The organism is Solibaculum mannosilyticum (assembly GCF_015140235.1).
Lineage (GTDB): Bacteria > Bacillota > Clostridia > Oscillospirales > Acutalibacteraceae > Solibaculum > Solibaculum mannosilyticum.
This window is the reverse complement of sequence record NZ_AP023321.1, coordinates 2,126,840-2,145,329: the sequence shown is the minus strand read 5'-3', so window position 1 is coordinate 2,145,329 and position 18,490 is coordinate 2,126,840. Positions and strand designations below refer to the sequence as shown.

Annotated in this window: 9 protein-coding genes; all 9 read left to right on the top strand. The window is 51.8% G+C overall.

Annotated elements, in window-relative coordinates; translation table 11 throughout:
* Positions 1-540: 540 nt before the first annotated feature.
* On the top strand, positions 541-7,359 hold the full coding sequence (locus tag C12CBH8_RS09985) for a carbohydrate-binding protein (protein ID WP_215533151.1): 6,819 nt from the start codon (positions 541-543) through the stop codon (positions 7,357-7,359).
* 223 nt (positions 7,360-7,582) lie between these two features.
* The gene (locus C12CBH8_RS09980; RefSeq protein ID WP_215533150.1) at positions 7,583-9,118 is read left to right on the top strand and encodes a nitrite/sulfite reductase; all 1,536 of its coding nucleotides are present in this window, start codon (positions 7,583-7,585) and stop codon (positions 9,116-9,118) included.
* A gap of 351 nt (positions 9,119-9,469) precedes the next feature.
* Positions 9,470-10,765 carry a phosphopyruvate hydratase gene (gene eno, locus C12CBH8_RS09975; protein ID WP_215533149.1) on the top strand — a complete coding sequence of 432 codons (1,296 nt, stop codon included), beginning with the start codon at positions 9,470-9,472 and terminating at the stop codon, positions 10,763-10,765.
* Between the two features lie 215 nt (positions 10,766-10,980).
* Positions 10,981-11,646 carry a nitroreductase family protein gene (locus C12CBH8_RS09970; RefSeq protein ID WP_215533148.1) on the top strand — a complete coding sequence of 222 codons (666 nt, stop codon included), beginning with the start codon at positions 10,981-10,983 and terminating at the stop codon, positions 11,644-11,646.
* A gap of 206 nt (positions 11,647-11,852) precedes the next feature.
* Positions 11,853-12,344 carry a MarR family winged helix-turn-helix transcriptional regulator gene (locus C12CBH8_RS09965; RefSeq protein ID WP_343063097.1) on the top strand — a complete coding sequence of 164 codons (492 nt, stop codon included), beginning with the start codon at positions 11,853-11,855 and terminating at the stop codon, positions 12,342-12,344.
* Positions 12,341-14,077 carry an ABC transporter ATP-binding protein gene (locus C12CBH8_RS09960; protein ID WP_099322713.1) on the top strand — a complete coding sequence of 579 codons (1,737 nt, stop codon included), beginning with the start codon at positions 12,341-12,343 and terminating at the stop codon, positions 14,075-14,077. Before C12CBH8_RS09965 ends, C12CBH8_RS09960 begins: the two co-directional genes overlap by 4 nt.
* Positions 14,070-15,959, top strand: a complete 1,890-nt coding sequence (locus tag C12CBH8_RS09955) for an ABC transporter ATP-binding protein (RefSeq protein ID WP_215533147.1) — start codon at positions 14,070-14,072, stop codon at positions 15,957-15,959. The genes C12CBH8_RS09960 and C12CBH8_RS09955 overlap by 8 nt, the downstream gene beginning before the upstream one ends.
* Positions 15,960-16,304: 345 nt before the next feature.
* Complete coding sequence (locus tag C12CBH8_RS09950; RefSeq protein ID WP_215533146.1) at positions 16,305-17,219, top strand: LCP family protein; 915 nt, start codon at positions 16,305-16,307, stop codon at positions 17,217-17,219.
* 16 nt (positions 17,220-17,235) lie between these two features.
* Complete coding sequence (locus tag C12CBH8_RS09945; RefSeq protein WP_099322710.1) at positions 17,236-18,477, top strand: transglutaminase domain-containing protein; 1,242 nt, start codon at positions 17,236-17,238, stop codon at positions 18,475-18,477.
* The last annotated feature ends 13 nt before the right edge of the window (positions 18,478-18,490 follow it).

The following is an 18,490-nucleotide window of genomic DNA, read 5'->3' as shown; positions in this document are numbered from 1 at the left end:
ATGGCTTTTGGGTCTTCAATAGGAATGGCTTCCACTTTACACAGATTTTCCATAAATTTAAACAGATCATGGTGGAAGCCATTTAAAAGATAAGATATGATAATCTTGTTATATTGAGGAAAAGATGATAGGCAGAAAAAGTTGGAGTTTATTTTTTCACACGCGAATAAATTGGCTATACAAACAAAACATAGGAGGATTTATAGGAAATTATTACTGATAAATACAATTGAATTAATAAAAAGTGCTGTAAAAGTACAATGTCTACTATATTTGATTCTTTTGAATTTAATATTTTAGCAGATTATTGACTTTTAAAATAAGGAGTTTTATTATTTTAGTTGTAAATGATGAGCGTATTTGGTGGGGGCAATTATATATTTTATATAGCTAATCTGAAATATAGTGATTTGCTGTGTAAATATAGTAATCTGCTGTATATTTAGAAAAGCTTTGATGATATATCAAGGAGGGAAAGAAAAATCAAAGCGATCCATCATCCGCGCATCCTAAAAAACGAAAAGGAGAGGATTATTACAAATGAGAAAGGCAACGCAAAAAGCTCTTTCCATGGCGTTATGCCTGTCGTTTTTGGCGACATCGGCCATTCCCGCGGTGACAGCTTCGGCCGAAGAGGGACAACCCAAAGCAAAGCTGTACGCCGTAGCCAACTCCCATCTGGATACCGCCTGGAACTGGACTCTGGAAACTTCCATCAAAAGCTATATTCCCAACTCGTTCCGGGATAACTTCAGTCTGTTGGATAAGTACCCCAACTTCGTCATGAATTTTGAAGGAGCGTACCGCTACGAGTTATTGAAGCAGTACTATCCAGATATGTTTGAGCAGTTAAAACCATATGTAGAGTCAGGCAGATGGTATCCTTCTGGCGCTGTATATGAAAACGGTGATGTCAATGTGCCGTCCCCGGAGGCGCTGATGCGCAACATCCTCTACGGCAACAAGTTCTTTGAGGATGAACTCGGCGTGGTGGATACCGACATCACCCTGCCCGACTGCTTTGGTTATGGCTATGCCCTACCCTCTATTTCGGCGCACATGGGCCTGATCAGCTTCTCGGGCAACAAGCTCAAGTGGAGCAACGACAACTGGCTGCCCTTTGACCTGGGCAACTGGGTGGGCCCCGACGGATCCAGTCTGGTGGCCCAGCTCAACTGCGAAAGCTATTTGAGCGATTTCCCCAGCAATATCAACACCGGTTCCACCGGTTTGGACTGGCTGGATAAGATCCAGTCACAGTATACAGGTCTGACCGAAAACGACACCGCCCGCCGCCTGAAATTCTATGGCACCGGCGATTCCGGCGGAAGCGTCGGCGAGAGCAAGGTTCGGTCTCTGGAGGAAGCTATCGCGAGAAACGGTACTCCTGACGCTCTGTTTGAAGTGATCAGCGCCACCAATGCCCAGATGGCGGAGGAGATGACTGAGGACGAAAAGGCGGCGTTGGAGAGCTACCAGGGCGAGTTGCAGCTAAGATGGCACGGCAACGGTACCTGGACCGGCCAAGCCCTTCAGAAATACTTAAACCGCAAGAGCGAACTGTTGGCCGATAAGACGGAGCGTTCGGCATCGGCAGCTGCGTGGCTGGGAGTCAACAATTACCCGGCTGAGAAGCTGAAGGCCGCCTGGAAACGAGTTGTTGCCCTGCAGCATCACGACGTGCTTCCGGGAACATCCATAGCAGAGGTCTATGAACAAGCTACCAATGATTATATTATCGCCCTTAACCAGTTCGCGGAGGAGTATGAGACAGCGGCCGGCGGCATCGCCTCTACCATGGACACAAGAGTGGCCGAGGGTGTGCCGGTTGTGGTCAACAACCCGGTTTCCGAGGACCGCAACGAGCCGGTAGAAGCCGAAGTTACGATGGAAGAAGCCACACAGTATGTCCGTGTCTACGATGCCTCCGGCAAAGAAGTGCCCTCCCAGGTTCTGTCCACCGACGGCAACAAGGTCAAGGTTCTGTTCCTGGGCGCCGCTCCTTCCAATGGCTACAGCGTCTATAATGTAAAGGCCTCCGACTCTCCCTGCGACATGGAGACCGGCCTTTCCATCACCAACAATACCCTGGAGAACAACCGCTATAAAGTGGAAATCAACGAAAATGGCGATATCTCCAGCATCTACGATAAGGAAAACGACAAAGAGATTCTGGAAGCTCCCATTACTCTGCAGCAGTTCGGCAACCATGTTTCCAACTACGGCGCATGGGAGATCAGCTTGGACGACTGGGAAAAGGGCGTCACCTCCGAAGTGGGCAACGACAATTTGAAGGTGACCATCGAGGAGAACGGTCCGGTCCGCGTTGCTTTGAAGGTGGAACGTACCCACCGCGCTTCCAGCTTTGCCCAGACCATTGAACTGTCCATCGGCGACACTGAGGACCGTGTGGATGTGGACAATGAAGTCATGTACGGCGAACGTTCTTCCTATATGAAGGCAGCATTCCCAGTGACCGTCTCCAATGAAAACGCCACTTGGGATCTGGGTCTCGGCACCATCGAGCGCGACACCGATGACGAATATCAGTACGAGATGGTGGGCCAGCAGTGGGCCGATCTCACCGATGAGGACGGTTCTTACGGCGTCACCATTATGAACGACAGCAAGTACGGTTGGGATAAGCCGGATGACAATACCTTGCGCCTCACCCTGTTCCACGTTCCGGAAAAAGAGCGCAATAGTTCCAAGGCCGACCGCCGCGATTTCGGCGACAACCGCTTTACCTATTCCATCATGGGCCACACCGGCGACTGGAGAGAAGGTAAGTCCCAGTACATGGCTCAGAACCTCAACCAGCCCATGACGGCAGTACAAACCACCTCCCACGCCGGCACTATGGGCAGTGAATTCTCCTTTGCCAGCCTCAACACCGATCAAGCTATGATCAAGGCCATTAAGAAGGCGGAGGATACCGATGAGATCATCGTCCGTGTCTATGAGCTGTACGGCCAGGATGCCGAAGGCGTCACCTTGAGTATGGGCGACGGGATCGAGAGCTTCCGGGAGACCAATGGTTATGAAACCAGTGTATCCGACTCCACTGCGAAATTGGTGGACGGCAAATTGGTATTTGACATGGGCGCTTATACGCCTAAGACCTTTGCCGTTAAACTGAAGGATAAGGATACTTCAGCTGTTACCCCCACTTATCAGTCTATCGACCTGAACTCTCAGTTCAATAAAGACATTATCAGTTTTGACTCCAATCGTTCAGATGGAGGATTTGGTGAAAATGGTTACACCTTCCCGGGCGAACTGATGCCCGAAAGCATCACTACCGGCGGCGTGACCTTCCAGTTGGGCTCCAGTGAGGACGGCAAGAACAATGCCATCGAAGCAGCTGGTCAGACCATCGCTTTGCCGGAAGGCACCACGAAGGTCCATCTGCTGGCCGGTTCCCAGGGAGACGATGCTGACTTCACCATCAAGGTGGGCGATCAGGATCAGGTCATCAGCGTTCAGAACATGTGGAACTATGTAGGCGAATGGGATCAGTACTGCCTGAACCGGTACGGCGGCATCAAGAGAGACGCCATCGGCCTGTTGGTGGATCATACCCATAAGCCTTCCGAAGACCGCTACAACGATCACGGCTACCTGTTCGACTACACCATCGATATCCCCGAAGGCGTGACCAGCATCACTCTGCCGGAGGATTCCAATCTGATCGTGGCGGCCGCCACCGCTCAGACCAATGAGACCTATGATTCCTTTATCACCAGCCCCCTGTATCCTGAGAAGGAAGAGGCTGCCGTCCATACCCTGAGTGTAGAAGGGGTGGATGCTGACCTGGTTACCGGCATTGGCGAATACCGCACCGGCAACCCTGTAAGCATCAACTACAAAGGTGAAGCGGCCGACGTCACTTGGATCGGTTCCAACGGAACTACTTATGAAGGCGCTTCCATTCAGATCAATATGCCCGATGAAGATTTGACCTTGACCCCGGTGATCACCCCGTTTGAATCGGAAGATCTGGCCAAGGGCAAGACGGTCAAAGCCAGCGGCGAAACCAAGGCAAGTGAAGCGGCGTCTATGGCCGTGGACGGTGATGACACCACCAAGTGGTGCGATACCACCAGTGGCAATAAGTGGCTGGAAGTCGAATTGGGCGAACCCATGGTCATCGACACCTATGTCCTGAAGAATGCCGGATTCGGAGGAGAAACAGAAGCTTGGAATACCGCCGACTGGCAGATTCAAGTTAAGGATGAGGATGGAAACTGGGTGACAGTGGACCAAGTCAGCGAGAATCCCCTGGACAGCTATACCGGCAAGATCCGTCCTGTCTACACCCAGTATATCCGCCTCTATATTACAGCTCCTACCCGCCAGCCCACCGGCAACAGTGCCGCACGTATCTATGGCTTTGAGCTGTATCAGCAGGGCGATTATGAGGGACAAGTGGTAGTGTCCAACCCCACCCTCCAGATGGGCAAAGGCGGCCAGAACGTCAAAGTGACGTTACCGGCCTACAGCGACAAAGAAGGAAACAAAGTCACGATCTCGGCCGTAGTCAAGGACGAAAAGGGCCAGATCAAACTGGATAAAAAACAAGATGTGGCTTTGGGATCCAACGGCTGGGATACTTATACCCAGTATGTGGATTTGTATGATGCCGTGGGCGGCATCGCAAAGACCGATACCCTGGAATTGGTCATCTTAAACGCCGAAGGGGAAGAGATCTCCGATGTCATGACTGTTGAGAATCTGGGAGACATCACTTTTGCCGATCCCTTCCAGCGCCTGGAGGCCGAGGACTACAGCACTTGGTCCGGTGGCAATTTGAAGGTTGAGAATTCCATTACCAGTGAAGGGGAGACCATCCGCAACATCGGCGGGACCTATCCAAACGCCTGGATTGCCTACCAGAATATGGACTTTGGCACCGGCGCCAATATGTTGTCCATCCGCTACGCAAACAATTCCGGCCGCTGCAAGAGCGATGCTAAGATCGAAGTACGCCTCGGATCGGAAGACGGCAAATTGGTGGGGACCATCGATATCCCCGCCACCGGCAGCGATTGGAGCATTTACGGTACTGCCACGGGTAAACTGGATGAAACTATCACAGGCGTCCAGGATGTTTATCTGGTGATGCGCGGTACCACGCCGGATTCCAATCCCTATATCGCAAACTTCGACTACTTCCAGTTCAATTACGAGAGAGACGCCTTCTCCACCATCGAGAATGAAGATTATGACGAGTGGTCGGGCGGCGGCCTCAAGACTGAGGCTGGAGACAATGGTACTGTCCTGGCCGGCACTTACAATAACGCCTGGGTCAAATTTGACAATGTAAACTTTGGCGATGGTGCAAAAGCTGCCTCCATCCGTTACTGTGCGGCAGAGAGCCGCTGTGCAGCCGACTCCCGTGTGGAGATCCGTTTGGATTCTGTGGACGGTCCTCTGGCCGGTACCATCCAGACGCCTCCCACCGCCAGTGGATGGGGTACCTTCACCACTGTGGAAGGCGGCTTGGATCAGACTGTATCCGGCGTACACGACGTCTACTTCGTCATGAAGGGCGCCACTGATAGTTCACATCCCTACATCGGCAACTTCAACAACTTTACCTTCATTGAAGGCCAAGCGGTCGAAAAACAAGTTCAGCGTGTAGAATTTGAGGACTATGCCGACTGGAAAGATAGCGCTATGAAGACCGAAGCCGGCGGTACCGGCACTGTGGTGGCCAATACCTATCCCAACGACTGGCTGCATTATACCGTAGACGTGGGCAACAACTCCATGACTGAGATTACCGTCAACTACTCCAACAACTCGGGACGCTGCAAAACCGACGCAAAGGTAGAAGTCCGACTGGGAGCTCCCGACGGCGAATTGATCGGCACCGTCCAGACACCGCCGACCGCCAGTTCATGGGGAACCTTCGGCACTGCCAGTACAGTGCTGTCGAAACCCATCACCGGAAAACAGGATATCTATCTAGTGCTCGTGGGAACTACTCCCGACAGCAATCCTTATATCGGTAATTTCGACTACTTTGAATTGAAGGGTGAAGAGATTCCCGAGACACCTGCTTCTGTCGGCGTAGAGTTCGAGGATTATGCCGATTGGAAAGACAGCGCCATGAAGACCGAAGCCGGTGGTACCGGTACTGTAGTGGCCAACACCTATCCGGGCGACTGGCTGCATTACACCGTGGACCTTGGAAACAACTCCATGGACGAAGTAGCCATCAACTACAGCAATAACTCGAACCGCTGCAAGACCGACGCCTATGTGGAAGTCCGTCTCGGCTCCCCCGACGGAGAATTGGTGGGCACCGTCCAGACACCGCCGACCGCCAGTTCCTGGGGAACCTTCGGCACTGCTACAGCATCCCTTAACAAGACCCTCACCGGCAAGCAGGAAATCTACCTGGTGCTGAAGGGTACCACCCCCGACGGCAACCCCTACATCGGCAACTTCGACTACTTCGAGCTGAAGGGTGTTAAGAATCCCGACGTCTCCATCGACTCGGTCGGCGATGTGGAAGGCAAGACCGTACCTTACGGAACCGCTTTTGAAGATCTGGATCTGCCTGAGACCGTCAATGTTGCTTTGAGCGACGGCTCCAATAGGGAAGTGGAAGTCCAGTGGCAGCAAGGCGATTATGATGCGAATACTGCTGGAACCTATACCTTGAACGGTACTCTGGTCTTGACGGAAGGCATCCTCAATCCGCAGGAACTGTCTGCTTCCATCCAGGTCACCGTGGAGGAGAAAGTACAGACCGATGAATTCAGCATTGACTTTGAGAAGGATTACTATCAAGTCAATGAAGAGATGACGGTCACAGTGGTCACCCCCAAGGATGTCAACAACATCCAGGTGGTCAATGAACGCGGCAATGCCATCTCGACGCTGAAGCTTTCCAGCATATTCGACGGCCAAAAGAAGATCTGGACCATGACCATCAAGGTAGGAAGCACAGGCAATCGTACCTTTGGCCTGAAGGCATATCAAAACGGCGCATGGGTTATGACCAATGTGACGGATCAGGTGACGGTTGGCAATATGCCCATCGACACAGAGGTAAAACCCTTCATCTACAAGGCTGATTTCTCGGCAACAGGGGCAAAGGTAAACGAGACCTTTACTGCGACGGTTGTGACCAGTACGTCCATTGATAAGCTGGCAATTGTCAACGAAAGAGGCAAATACGTCAGCTTCAAGCAGGTGGGCTATAAGGATCAAGGAGACAAGCGCACTTGGACAGTGGAACTGTCGGTAGGCAGTGCTGGATTCCGTATCCTCAGCTTCAAGGCTGCAGATGTTAACGGCAACTGGCTGTCCCAGACCGCTGAGTGTAGCATTAAGATTACCAAATAACAAACGCTCTTTGTAAGAGAAAAACACTTGATTGGACCTTGATTGTCCAATCAAGTGTTTCTTTTTGGAAAGGAGACAGCAGTCCGGATAGTAAATGGGAGGAGATCCATTCAGCCGTAAAACAATAAATTTTTTTGGTCCCCTCATACCCTTTGCAATTTTTAGGAAGATCATGTATCATACTAGTATCATACGGGAAGAGATCGCAAAGGAGGATGACCTTATGACAGATTATAAAGAGAGATTTGCCGGGGATTCGGAACAGTTTGAACAAGCGGCCAAAGCTTTTTTTGGCGGAGAGATGTCCAAACAGGACTATAAAGGCATTTCCGGCGGATTCGGCAGTTATGCGGAAAAGGGAGGAGCCAGCGGCATGCTGCGTCTGCGCATGACGGCAGGACGCGTCTCCAAGCAGAGACTTGCATTCTTGGTGAACACAATGGAAAAATACCAAGTCCCCTTTGCCAAATTGACTACTTGTGAAACCATCCAATTGCATCGTCTCAAGGGAGAACTCATCCCTCAAATTTACGAAGAAGCGTTGGAAGCGGGCATCTTCTGCCGGGGCGGCGGAGGAGATTTCCCCCGCAACGTTATGGCATCGCCGCTGTCCGGCGTACAAGTGGGAGAAGCCTTTGACATCATGCCGTATGCCCAGGCGGCGGGGGATTATCTGCTGGGCTTGATCGGACAAGTCAAACTGCCTCGTAAACTCAAGGTGGCTTTTTCCAATGGCGTAGGGAATGAGACCCATGCGACATTCCGGGATCTGGGTTTTATCGCCGGAGCAGACGGCACCTTTACAGTGTACAGTGCTGGGGGCCTCGGATCCAATCCCAAGATGGGGCTCAAAGTGGCCGAAGGTGTCGAGCCCCATCAGATTTTATACTATATCAAGGCCATGGTGGATACCTTTGTGGCCCATGGCAATTATACCGTCCGTTCCAAGGCGCGTACCCGCTATATGCAGGATACCCTGGGAAAGGAAGGGTATGTGAAGGCTTATCAGCAGAATGCCAAAGCTGCATTGGCGGCCGGCGGTTTGGACATTGAACCCAAGACGGTCCCTGTCACCAAACAGGGAAAAGGGGAGCTGAAGGAGACTCGTGTGGTGGCCCAGAAGCAGCCGGGACTGTTCTCGGTTTGGTACCATCCCCTGGGAGGAAAGCTGGAAGTGAAGTCCCTGAGGATCTTAGCCAACGCTATCCAAGATATGGAGGATGTAGAACTGCGCATTGCACCCGATGAGACGCTGTATATCATCAACTGCACTGCCGACGAAGCCCGCAAGGTTCTGGAGGCCACGGCAGACGGTGCGAAAAATAGATTTGAATGCTCGGTAGCCTGCATTGGCGGAACAGTATGCCAACAGGGGATTGGGGATTCTCAGGCGTTGTACGCCGCTTGTGTGGAAGCCGTCCGTCAAGCCGGCATTGCTGACGGCGCATTGCCTCAAGTCCATATTTCGGGATGTCCCTCTTCTTGCGGTACCCATCAGATCGGCGCCATCGGTTTCCGCGGCGGTATGAAACCGGTGGACGGGGTGGCAAAACCTATTTTTACTCTGCATGTGGGCGGATCGGATGCCATGGGCAACGAAGTATTTGGAGAAGATTGGGGTGCCATCTTGGCTCAAGATATTCCGGCATTCTTGGTACAGTTGGGGAAAATGGTACAGGAGACGGGAGAAGGTTACGATGCATGGCAGTCCAATCACATCCAGGAGATGCGGGATTTGGCACAGGAATACCTACTGTAAAATAATTTATTAATATAACGGATAGTTTATATCGAGACAACCGATCTAGAGGGAGAAAACAAATTTTGTTTTCTCCCTCTTTTATTTTTGTTTGACTGCCGCTGTGGATCCGTATGGAAAGCCAGTGGATGAAGATGGCTTTAACAGGTTTCAAAATAAATATTGTCATGGTCTTGACTTCCCAAAAGAAATGGATTAGGATAATATCTGGGTTAGCTATAGCTAACTAAAATGGATCGACTTATAATTTACAGATGAAACAAGTATGCCTCAGGTATTTTTTGGCATGCTAAAAGGGTAGATAGACCCGCGATGCGCTTCATCAGAGGCAAAACAGAAAGGATGGCAACTATGAACTATTTGGAAATTGAAAAGATTGTCGGCCGGGAGATTGTGGATTCCCGCGGAAATCCCACAGTAGAAGCTGAAGTCACCTTGGTGGATGGAACCATTGGCCGTGGTGCAGCTCCCAGCGGCGCTTCCACCGGAGAATTTGAAGCTTTGGAATTAAGAGACAACGATAAAGGACGTTTTGGCGGAAAAGGCGTGCTGAAAGCGGTAGAAAATATCAACACCGTCATCAATGAGGCCCTGCAGGGCATGGATGCCTCTGATATCTACGCCGTTGACAAAGCTATGATCCAGCTGGACGGCACTTCGGACAAATCCAAATTAGGAGCCAATGCCATTTTGGCTGTGTCCATCGCCTGCACTAAGGCGGCTGCCGCGTCTCTGGACATCCCGCTGTACCGCTTCCTGGGCGGCGTCAACGGCACCCGTCTGCCGGTCCCCATGATGAACATCTTAAACGGCGGCGCCCATGCGGCCAATACCGTGGATGTCCAGGAATTTATGATTATGCCGGCCGGCGCCGGCAGCTTCCGTGAGGGACTGCGTTGGTGCACCGAGGTATTCCACGCATTGGCATCTCTGCTCAAGGAAAAGGGACTGGCCACCTCTGTGGGCGATGAAGGCGGTTTTGCCCCCGATCTCGCCAGCGATGAAGATGCCATCCAGGTCATTTTGGACGCTGTGGAGAAGGCGGGATATCATCCCGGCAAGGATTTTGTCCTGGCCATGGACGCCGCCTCCAGTGAGTGGAAGAGCGGTCAGAAGGGCGAATATCTGTTGCCCAAGAGCGGCAAGAAGTTCACCTCTGCCCAGCTGGTGGAGCACTGGAAACAGCTGTGCGACAAATATCCCATCTACTCCATTGAGGACGGCCTGGATGAAGAGGACTGGGAAGGCTGGCAGTTAATGACCAAGGAACTGGGCGGCAAGGTTCAGCTGGTGGGAGACGATCTGTTTGTCACCAATACCCAGCGTCTGAGCAAGGGCATCGAAGAAAAATGCGGCAATTCCATTCTCATCAAACTCAACCAGATCGGTTCGGTTTCTGAGACCATGGAGGCCATCAATATGGCTCATAAGGCCGGGTATACCGCCATTGTATCCCACCGTTCCGGCGAGACAGAGGACACTACCATCGCTGACCTGGCGGTGGCGCTCAATACCTGCCAGATCAAGACCGGCGCCCCCAGCCGCAGTGAACGCGTCGCCAAGTACAATCAGCTTCTGCGCATTGAAGAGCAATTGGGTGACAGCGCTGCCTATCCCGGTTTTGGCGCATTCCGCATCCAGCGATAATATCCCTTCAAACTAGGACATTCTTTCTCCACCGACATGGATTAGAATAGTAATCAAAACAAGCGGTTTGGCATAGGCCAGGCCGCTTGTTTTGTTCCGATTCCGGTTGTGATTTGAAGGAAATAGGGGTATGATAAGAAAACACAGATAATCCATTGCAGAAAATGGATGCAGGATGGGTATCAGTTTACAACCAGAGCAAGGAGGAACGCATCATGGACCGCTTGGAAGCCATCCAAAATCGGCATTCTGTCCGGCAGTACACATCCCGCCCCATAGAGGGAAAGGTGCTGGAGCGCATCAAGGAAGAGGTAGATGCCTGCAATCGAGAGGGAAAATTACACATCCAGCTGGTCACAGACGAACCAAAAGCGTTTGACAGTTTTATGGCCCATTACGGTAAATTCACCGGTGTCTGCAATTATATAGCGCTCATAGGCAAGCAGTCCCCGGATTTAGACGAACGACTGGGTTATTATGGCCAGCGTCTGGTCATCACAGCCCAGCAATTGGGACTCAATACCTGCTGGGTGGCCATGAGCTTTGGAAAGCGCGGGGTCAGGCGTCTGACACAAAAGGGGGAGAAACTGCGGTGCGTCATCGCCTTGGGATACGGAAAGACCCAGGGGATCGCCCACAAGTCGAGACCGATGGGAGGACTTTATGAGGCGGACGGTCCTTTGCCGGCGTGGTTCTTAAAGGGGATGGAATCGGCGATGCTGGCGCCTACGGCTGTCAACCAGCAAAAATTCCGGTTTTATCTTTCCGGCGACCAGGTAAAGCTGCAGTCGACCGGCGGATTTTACTCAAAAGTGGATTTGGGTATCGTTAAATATCAATTTGAAGTAGGTGCCGGCCTGGAAAATTTCCATTGGGCATAGTGGATTCTGAGCAGAGACGGGATAAGTATCCCGTCTCTTTTTAATTTGCTGTTGTTTGTCGATGATTGTTTTATACAATATATGAATTTAAAACTTTGAGTTGGATGTATTTTATGCAAACGGTAAGACTTTGTCGGACATAATTGACAAAAATTTAAAAGGTTCTTATAATCGTTAGGAAACGAACCATAGAGGAAGGCGAGTAAGTGATACAGGAAACCCAACAGGAAAAAACCATCGATACGGGCAAACTCATTCACATGCTATCCCATCAGCTCAAGCGGCACAACAGTGCATCGGAGGAGAGCAGCGACTTGACCCATATTCAAAGGCATATTTTGAATTATATTTTATTTGAATCGCTGGGCAGAGACGTGTATCAGAAGGATCTGGAAGAGGCATTTCACATCCGGAAATCCACCGTGACAGGGATCCTCCAGCTGATGGAGAAAAACGGCTTTATCAAGCGGGAGAGTGTGGAGAAGGATGCCCGTCTCAAACGGATCGTCCCGACTCCCAAGGCGGAAAAGCGGCGGGAGAAGATTATGGAAAACATCCGGGCGACCGAACGGCGGCTGAAGATGGGGATTTCCAAAGAGGATCTGGAAACTTGTAGGTTCGTTTTAGAACGAATGCTTCAAAACTTAAGCGAGAACGAAGAACCAAAAAACAAGAGTGAACAGGGGGGATTCCATTGAATCGAAAACTATTTCAGTCCATACGCGAATACAAAAAAGAGTCGATTTTAGCACCGCTCTTTGTCGTATTGGAAGTGCTCATGGAAGTGCTCATTCCATTGCAGATGGCCAAGATTATCGACGTAGGCATTGCAAACGGCGATATGGTCTACATTCTGGAGATGGGCGGTATCCTGGTCGTCATGGCCATGCTGGCTCTTTTGTTCGGCGCCAAGGCCGGACAGCTGGCCGCCACCGCTGGTGCCGGCTATGCCAAAAACCTGCGCCATGATATCTTTTACAAGGTCCAGGATTTTTCTTTCCGCAACATCGACCGCTTTTCCACCTCCGGCTTGGTGACCCGTATGACCACCGATATCACCAACGTCCAGATGGCTTATATGATGAGCATCCGTCTTTTGGCCAGGGCTCCCATTATGATCGTGCTGTCCCTCATTATGACGGCAACCATCAATACCACCATCGCCCTCATTTTGCTGGCTACCATTCCCATCTTGGGCGGCGCTCTTCTTATCATCGCCAAAAAGGCCCATCCCCATTTTGTGCGGGTGTTTGACGAATACGACGTGCTCAATAATGCCGTCCAGGAGAACGTCAATGCCGCCCGAGTGGTTAAGGCTTATGTCCGGGAGGATCACGAGATTGAGAAGTTCCACGGCATCTCCAAGATCATCTACAACCTCTTCACCAAGGCCGAGAAGCTGGTGGCTTGGAACTCTCCCATCATGCAGTTTACCATCTATGCTTTGGTCATCCTCATGGTGCTCATCGGCGGACGGGATATCGTATTCCAGACCATGGAAACCGGTCAGCTGACCAGTATCATCATCTACGCTTTGCAGATCCTCACCTCTCTGATGATGGTGACCTTCGTGTTTATCATGATCATGATCGCCGAGGCCTCTTCCGACCGTATCAAAGAGGTTCTGATGGAAGAGCCGGAGATGAAAAATAGTCCCGACGCCATTAAGAGTGTACCGGATGGTTCCATTGATTTTGACGATGTCAACTTCAGTTATTCCAAGAAAGAGGGCGGCAATTTAGCCCTTAAACATATCAACCTTCACATCAAATCGGGCCAGACCATCGGTGTCCTAGGCGGTACCGGCAGTTCCAAATCCACTTTGGTCCAGCTCATCCCGAGATTGTACGATGTGACCGAAGGTTCGGTCAAGGTGGGCGGCATCGACGTGCGGCAGTACGACCTGGAGACGCTGCGGGACCAGGTGTCCATGGTACTGCAAAAGAATGTGCTGTTTACCGGTACCATCTACGACAATATCCGCTGGGGCAACGAGGATGCAAGCGAAGAGGAAGTCCAGCGGGTGTGTAAATTGGCCCAGGCCGACGGTTTTGTCCGCGAATTCCCCGAAGGGTACAATACCATGATCGTCCAGGGCGGCAACAATGTCTCCGGCGGCCAGAAGCAGAGGCTTTGTATTGCCAGGGCCCTTCTGAAGAAACCCAAGATCCTCATCTTGGACGACTCCACAAGCGCGGTGGATACCAAGACCGACGCCCTCATCCGAAAAGCGTTCCGGGAAGAGATCCCCGATACCACCAAGGTCATCATCGCCCAGCGCGTTTCCTCCATCGAGGACGCCGATCAGATCATCGTCATGGACGGCGGTGAGATCAGCGGCATCGGCACTTCCGAGGAGCTGCTTCGCACCAATGAAATCTATCGGGAAGTGTATGAGTCCCAGGTGAAAGGAGGCGGTGACGATGAGTAAGGCACCTAAAGTGGGAGTCACCAGAAACACTCTGAAAACCGGTAAACGTCTTCTAAAGTACGTCACCGGCACCTACAAGGCCCAGTTTATTCTGGTGTTTGTGTGTATCCTTATCAGCGCTGTGGCCACCATTTCGGTGTCCCTCTCCCTGAAGTTCCTGCTGGATGACTTCATCATCCCGCTCATCGGACAGCAAAATCCCAATTTCACGGAACTCTATACCGCTCTGGCCGTACTGGGTAGTATCTTCTTGTGCGGCGTGGTAGCCACCTTTGTGTACAGCCGCCTTATGGTCAAGATCGGCCAAGGCGTCTTAAAACGGGTGCGCGACGAGATGTTTGAAAAGATGCAGCGTCTGCCCATCCGTTACTTCGACCAGAATACCAACGGCTCCATCATGAGCCTCTACACCAACGATACCGATACCCTGCGCCAGATGATCAACCAGTCTATCCCCCAGATGCTCATGGCGTTCTTTACCGTACTGGTGACCTTCATCAGCATGGTGGTGCTCAGCCCGCTGCTCACCATCCTGGCAGTGGTGATGATTGTGGTGCTGCTCCTGGTTACACGTAAAATCGGCGGCAATTCGGGTAAATTCTTTGTCCGCCAGCAGATGGATCTAGCCGATATCACCGGCTTCGCCGAGGAGCGGATGAACGGTCAGCGCGTGGTCAAGATCTTCAACCATGAGAAGAAGTCGGAGGAGGAGTTTGACGCTCTCAATGAAAAGCTGTTCCAAAGCGCCTCCAAAGCCAACACCTTCGCCAATATGATGGGTCCCATCATCGGCAACATCGGCAACCTTCAGTTTGTGCTGACGGCCGTACTGGGCGGCTTCCTGTCGGTACTGGGAGTGGGCGGTATCACCTTAGGCGTCATGGCCTCTTACCTCCAGTTCACCAAGAGCTTTACCCAGCCCTTTATGCAGATTGCCCAGCAGTTCAACTCGGTGGTCATGGCTTTGGCCGGCGCCGAACGCATCTTCCACATGATCGACGAAGAGCCGGAGGTGGACGAGGGTTACGTCCAGCTTGTCAACGCCAAAAAAGCTCCCAACGGCACCATCACCGAATGCAAAGAGCGCACTGGTATGTGGGCTTGGAAACATCCCCATCAGGCCGACGGCAGCGTCACTTACACCGAACTCAAAGGCGACGTCCGGTTCTTTGACATGACCTTCGGCTACACCGACGATCACATGGTGCTCCATGACATCACCCTTTACGCCAAGCCGGGTCAGAAATTGGCGTTTGTCGGCTCCACCGGCGCCGGCAAGACCACCATCACCAATCTGATCAACCGGTTCTACGACGTACAGGACGGCAAGATCCGTTACGACGGCATCAACATCAATAAGATCAAAAAGGATGATTTGCGCCGCAGCTTGGGCATTGTGTTACAGGATACCCATCTCTTCACCGGCACCATCATGGATAACATCCGCTACGGCAAGCTGGACGCCACCGATGAGGAAGTGTTCAAAGCGGCGAAGCTTGCCAATGCCGACCAGTTTATCCGCATGCTGCCCGATGGATACCAGACGGTCATCAGCGGGGACGGCGAGGAATTGTCCCAGGGCCAGCGACAGCTGTTGTCCATCGCCCGCGCGGCAGTGGCCGATCCGCCTGTGCTCATCCTGGATGAGGCCACCTCCAGCATCGACACCCGTACCGAACAGATCGTCCAAAAGGGCATGGATAACCTGATGAAGGGCCGCACTGTATTTGTCATTGCCCACAGGCTTTCCACCATCCGCAATTCCGACGCCATCATGGTTCTGGAACATGGACGCATCATCGAACGCGGCAGCCATGAGGAGCTCATCGCCCAAAAGGGAACCTATTATCAGCTTTACACCGGCAAACTAGAATTGGATTAAATTTTTGTGTCCAGTGGGGAAGCATCCCCATTTTGCGCCTGGGATTTTGACATCCCAGGCGCTTTTTGCGATCCAGGTGGTGAGAGAATGCCACAAAAGTGGGGATGTAAAAAGAAGGTTTGGGAATCGTCTAGCCTTTTTTGAGGGGTTATGGTAAAATGGTGAAGTAAAGTGGGGTATGTCCTGCTTCAGAATGCGTTTGGATTGTGATGCGTGTTTCGCGCCGGACTGAGAAAAACGACGGGAGAAGATAAGCTTTTTTCATCCGGCCCGCATAGAAGGCGTCGGATTGCAGTATAGTGATAATAGGAAATTGTTTTAAAAAGACATAAGAGGTGTAAAGCCATGCCATACCAGAGATCCCATGGAAAAAAACAACGCAGTGTATTTGCCAGCGTTTTTTTGTTTCTCGCCACCTTGTTCGGCATCTTAATTTTATTGGTGGGAGGAGCTGCCCTGTACTTCCTGGTCATCGCGCCGCCGGAACAGCCGGAGCGTCTCTCTACGTCCGAGGCGGAAACTTCCGAGGTGGTGTACCAGGGGGAAGAGCCTATGAACCTCCTTTTGGTGGGAACCGACGATGACAATTCTTCGGCCGGCAGCTTTATGCTCCTGCGTCTGGACCCGGAGGAGGATAGCATTTGGGTAGCGCCTCTCTCTAAGGATCTCAGGACTCAGGTAGGCAATCGGGAAGATACTTTAGCGGGCTTTTATGCCTATGGCGGCCGCATGATGATGAAACAGGCTGTGGAAGGCGTTACCGGTGTGACGGTGGATCATTACGTTATCATGACAGCCTCATCCGGAGGCGAGATTGTGGATCTGCTCGGCAGCGTCACCTGCAACGTGCCGGAGGAGATCAATTACGTGGGGTCGGATAACGGTTTTACTTTGGCATTGGGCAAGGGTCAGCAGGCTCTGGACGGATCCCAACTCATCAAATTGGTGCGGTACCAGGGGTGGAGCAGCGTAGATGCCTGCGAGTATTCCGGCCAGGTGATGTGCGATCTTCTCAACCAGCACATGAATGAAAAAACAGTGGACAAAGCCACCACCATCTTTGCTAAGGCGGTCAATAAGGTGACGACCGACATCGGTGCGGTGGATCTAGCTAAAAATATCCCTGCCATCCGCTATCTGTGCCTGACCAATGAAGGTGATATCGCTAAATTGGTATCGGTCAGCGGCATGGAGGGGGAAACGCTTAAAAATGCCCTGGGAGAGCATTTCCCAGTAGAAGAGGTCGTTTTGACCGATTAAAAACAGGAGGAATTTCATGAAAAAAATCATCTGCCTTTTGTTGGCTGCTCTGTTGGTATGTCTGTCGGGCTGCCAGTTTGACAAAGGGGCGGACTCTTCATCCTCGTCCCAAGAATCCAATGTATCGTCTGCGGCCTCTGAGGAGGGACAGACGTCCAGCCAAACGGCTTCATCCCAGCCCGAAGCCCTCACGGAGGACGGCAAAGGTGAACTGGAATACGATTCCCTCAACCATCTTCAGCAGTCCATCTACGACCGCATCCTCACCGCCTCCAATGATCTCAACACCGGGATGCTGGAAATCCCGTCGGATTCCACCATGGAGGATATCCAGAAATCCTTTGGCGCCGTGACCAGCGACAATCCAGGACATTTCTGGCTGCAAAAGTCGTTTGAAGTCACCACGCAGGGGGATAAGGTGTACGTCACCCTGCGGTATTTGGTGGACAGCATGGAGCAAAAGGAAGAGATGCAAAAGCAACTCAGCGAGGCCATGGACAGCATTCTCAAATCCATCCCCGCCGATGCGGATGATTTTACCAAAGAGCTGATGATTCACGACTGGCTGTTAAACCGGGTATCCTACAGCGACGAGGCGGCGGCCGATACCACTGGTGGACACGCCTCGGCTTATACCGTGTACGGCGCCATTGTGGAGCAGAAGGCTGTATGTGAAGGATACGCCCGTTCCATGCAGCTGCTTCTCAATAAAGTCAATGTCCCCTGTGCTTTGATCTCCGGCGTGGGTGTGGATCAGTCGGGAAAGTCCAGCGATCATATGTGGAACATCGTGACTATCGACGGCAAGAAGTACCATCTGGACGCCACCTGGAACGATGCTGTGCTGGTGGAGGGAGAACAGTCCTTTAGCCACATTTATTTTAACGTCACCGACGATGTCATCTCGGCCGACCACAAGGATTTCCAGTCCCCCGGCTGCAAAGATGACGATGCCAATTATTATGTAAAGAAGAATTGGTCTTTTGACTTCTACGATGAAACGACTCGCAACGCCATCCAGACCGCTATGGTGGAGGGGGCTGTCGACCGGAACCGTGTACTGGAGTTCCAGTTCACCAATGAAGAAGCTTACAATGCCGCTTATCAAGGTTTGGTGGAGGAGCAGGATGTGTTTACCCTCCTAAAGAGCGCCAATGAGGGAATCGGTTCCACCGTGCTGAGAGAGGACGTGATCTCTTACGGCGCTGGAGATCCGGCAAACGGCGTCATTACCCTGGTGGTCAGCTATGTGGAATGACGGAAAACGATGT

Coding starts and splice junctions, on each gene's coding strand:
- C12CBH8_RS09985 (WP_215533151.1), top strand. CDS start 541: ATGAGAAAGGCAACGCAAAAAGCTCTTTCCATGGCGTTATGCCTGTCG.
- C12CBH8_RS09980 (WP_215533150.1), top strand. CDS start 7,583: ATGACAGATTATAAAGAGAGATTTGCCGGGGATTCGGAACAGTTTGAA.
- eno (WP_215533149.1), top strand. CDS start 9,470: ATGAACTATTTGGAAATTGAAAAGATTGTCGGCCGGGAGATTGTGGAT.
- C12CBH8_RS09970 (WP_215533148.1), top strand. CDS start 10,981: ATGGACCGCTTGGAAGCCATCCAAAATCGGCATTCTGTCCGGCAGTAC.
- C12CBH8_RS09955 (WP_215533147.1), top strand. CDS start 14,070: ATGAGTAAGGCACCTAAAGTGGGAGTCACCAGAAACACTCTGAAAACC.
- C12CBH8_RS09950 (WP_215533146.1), top strand. CDS start 16,305: ATGCCATACCAGAGATCCCATGGAAAAAAACAACGCAGTGTATTTGCC.
- C12CBH8_RS09945 (WP_099322710.1), top strand. CDS start 17,236: ATGAAAAAAATCATCTGCCTTTTGTTGGCTGCTCTGTTGGTATGTCTG.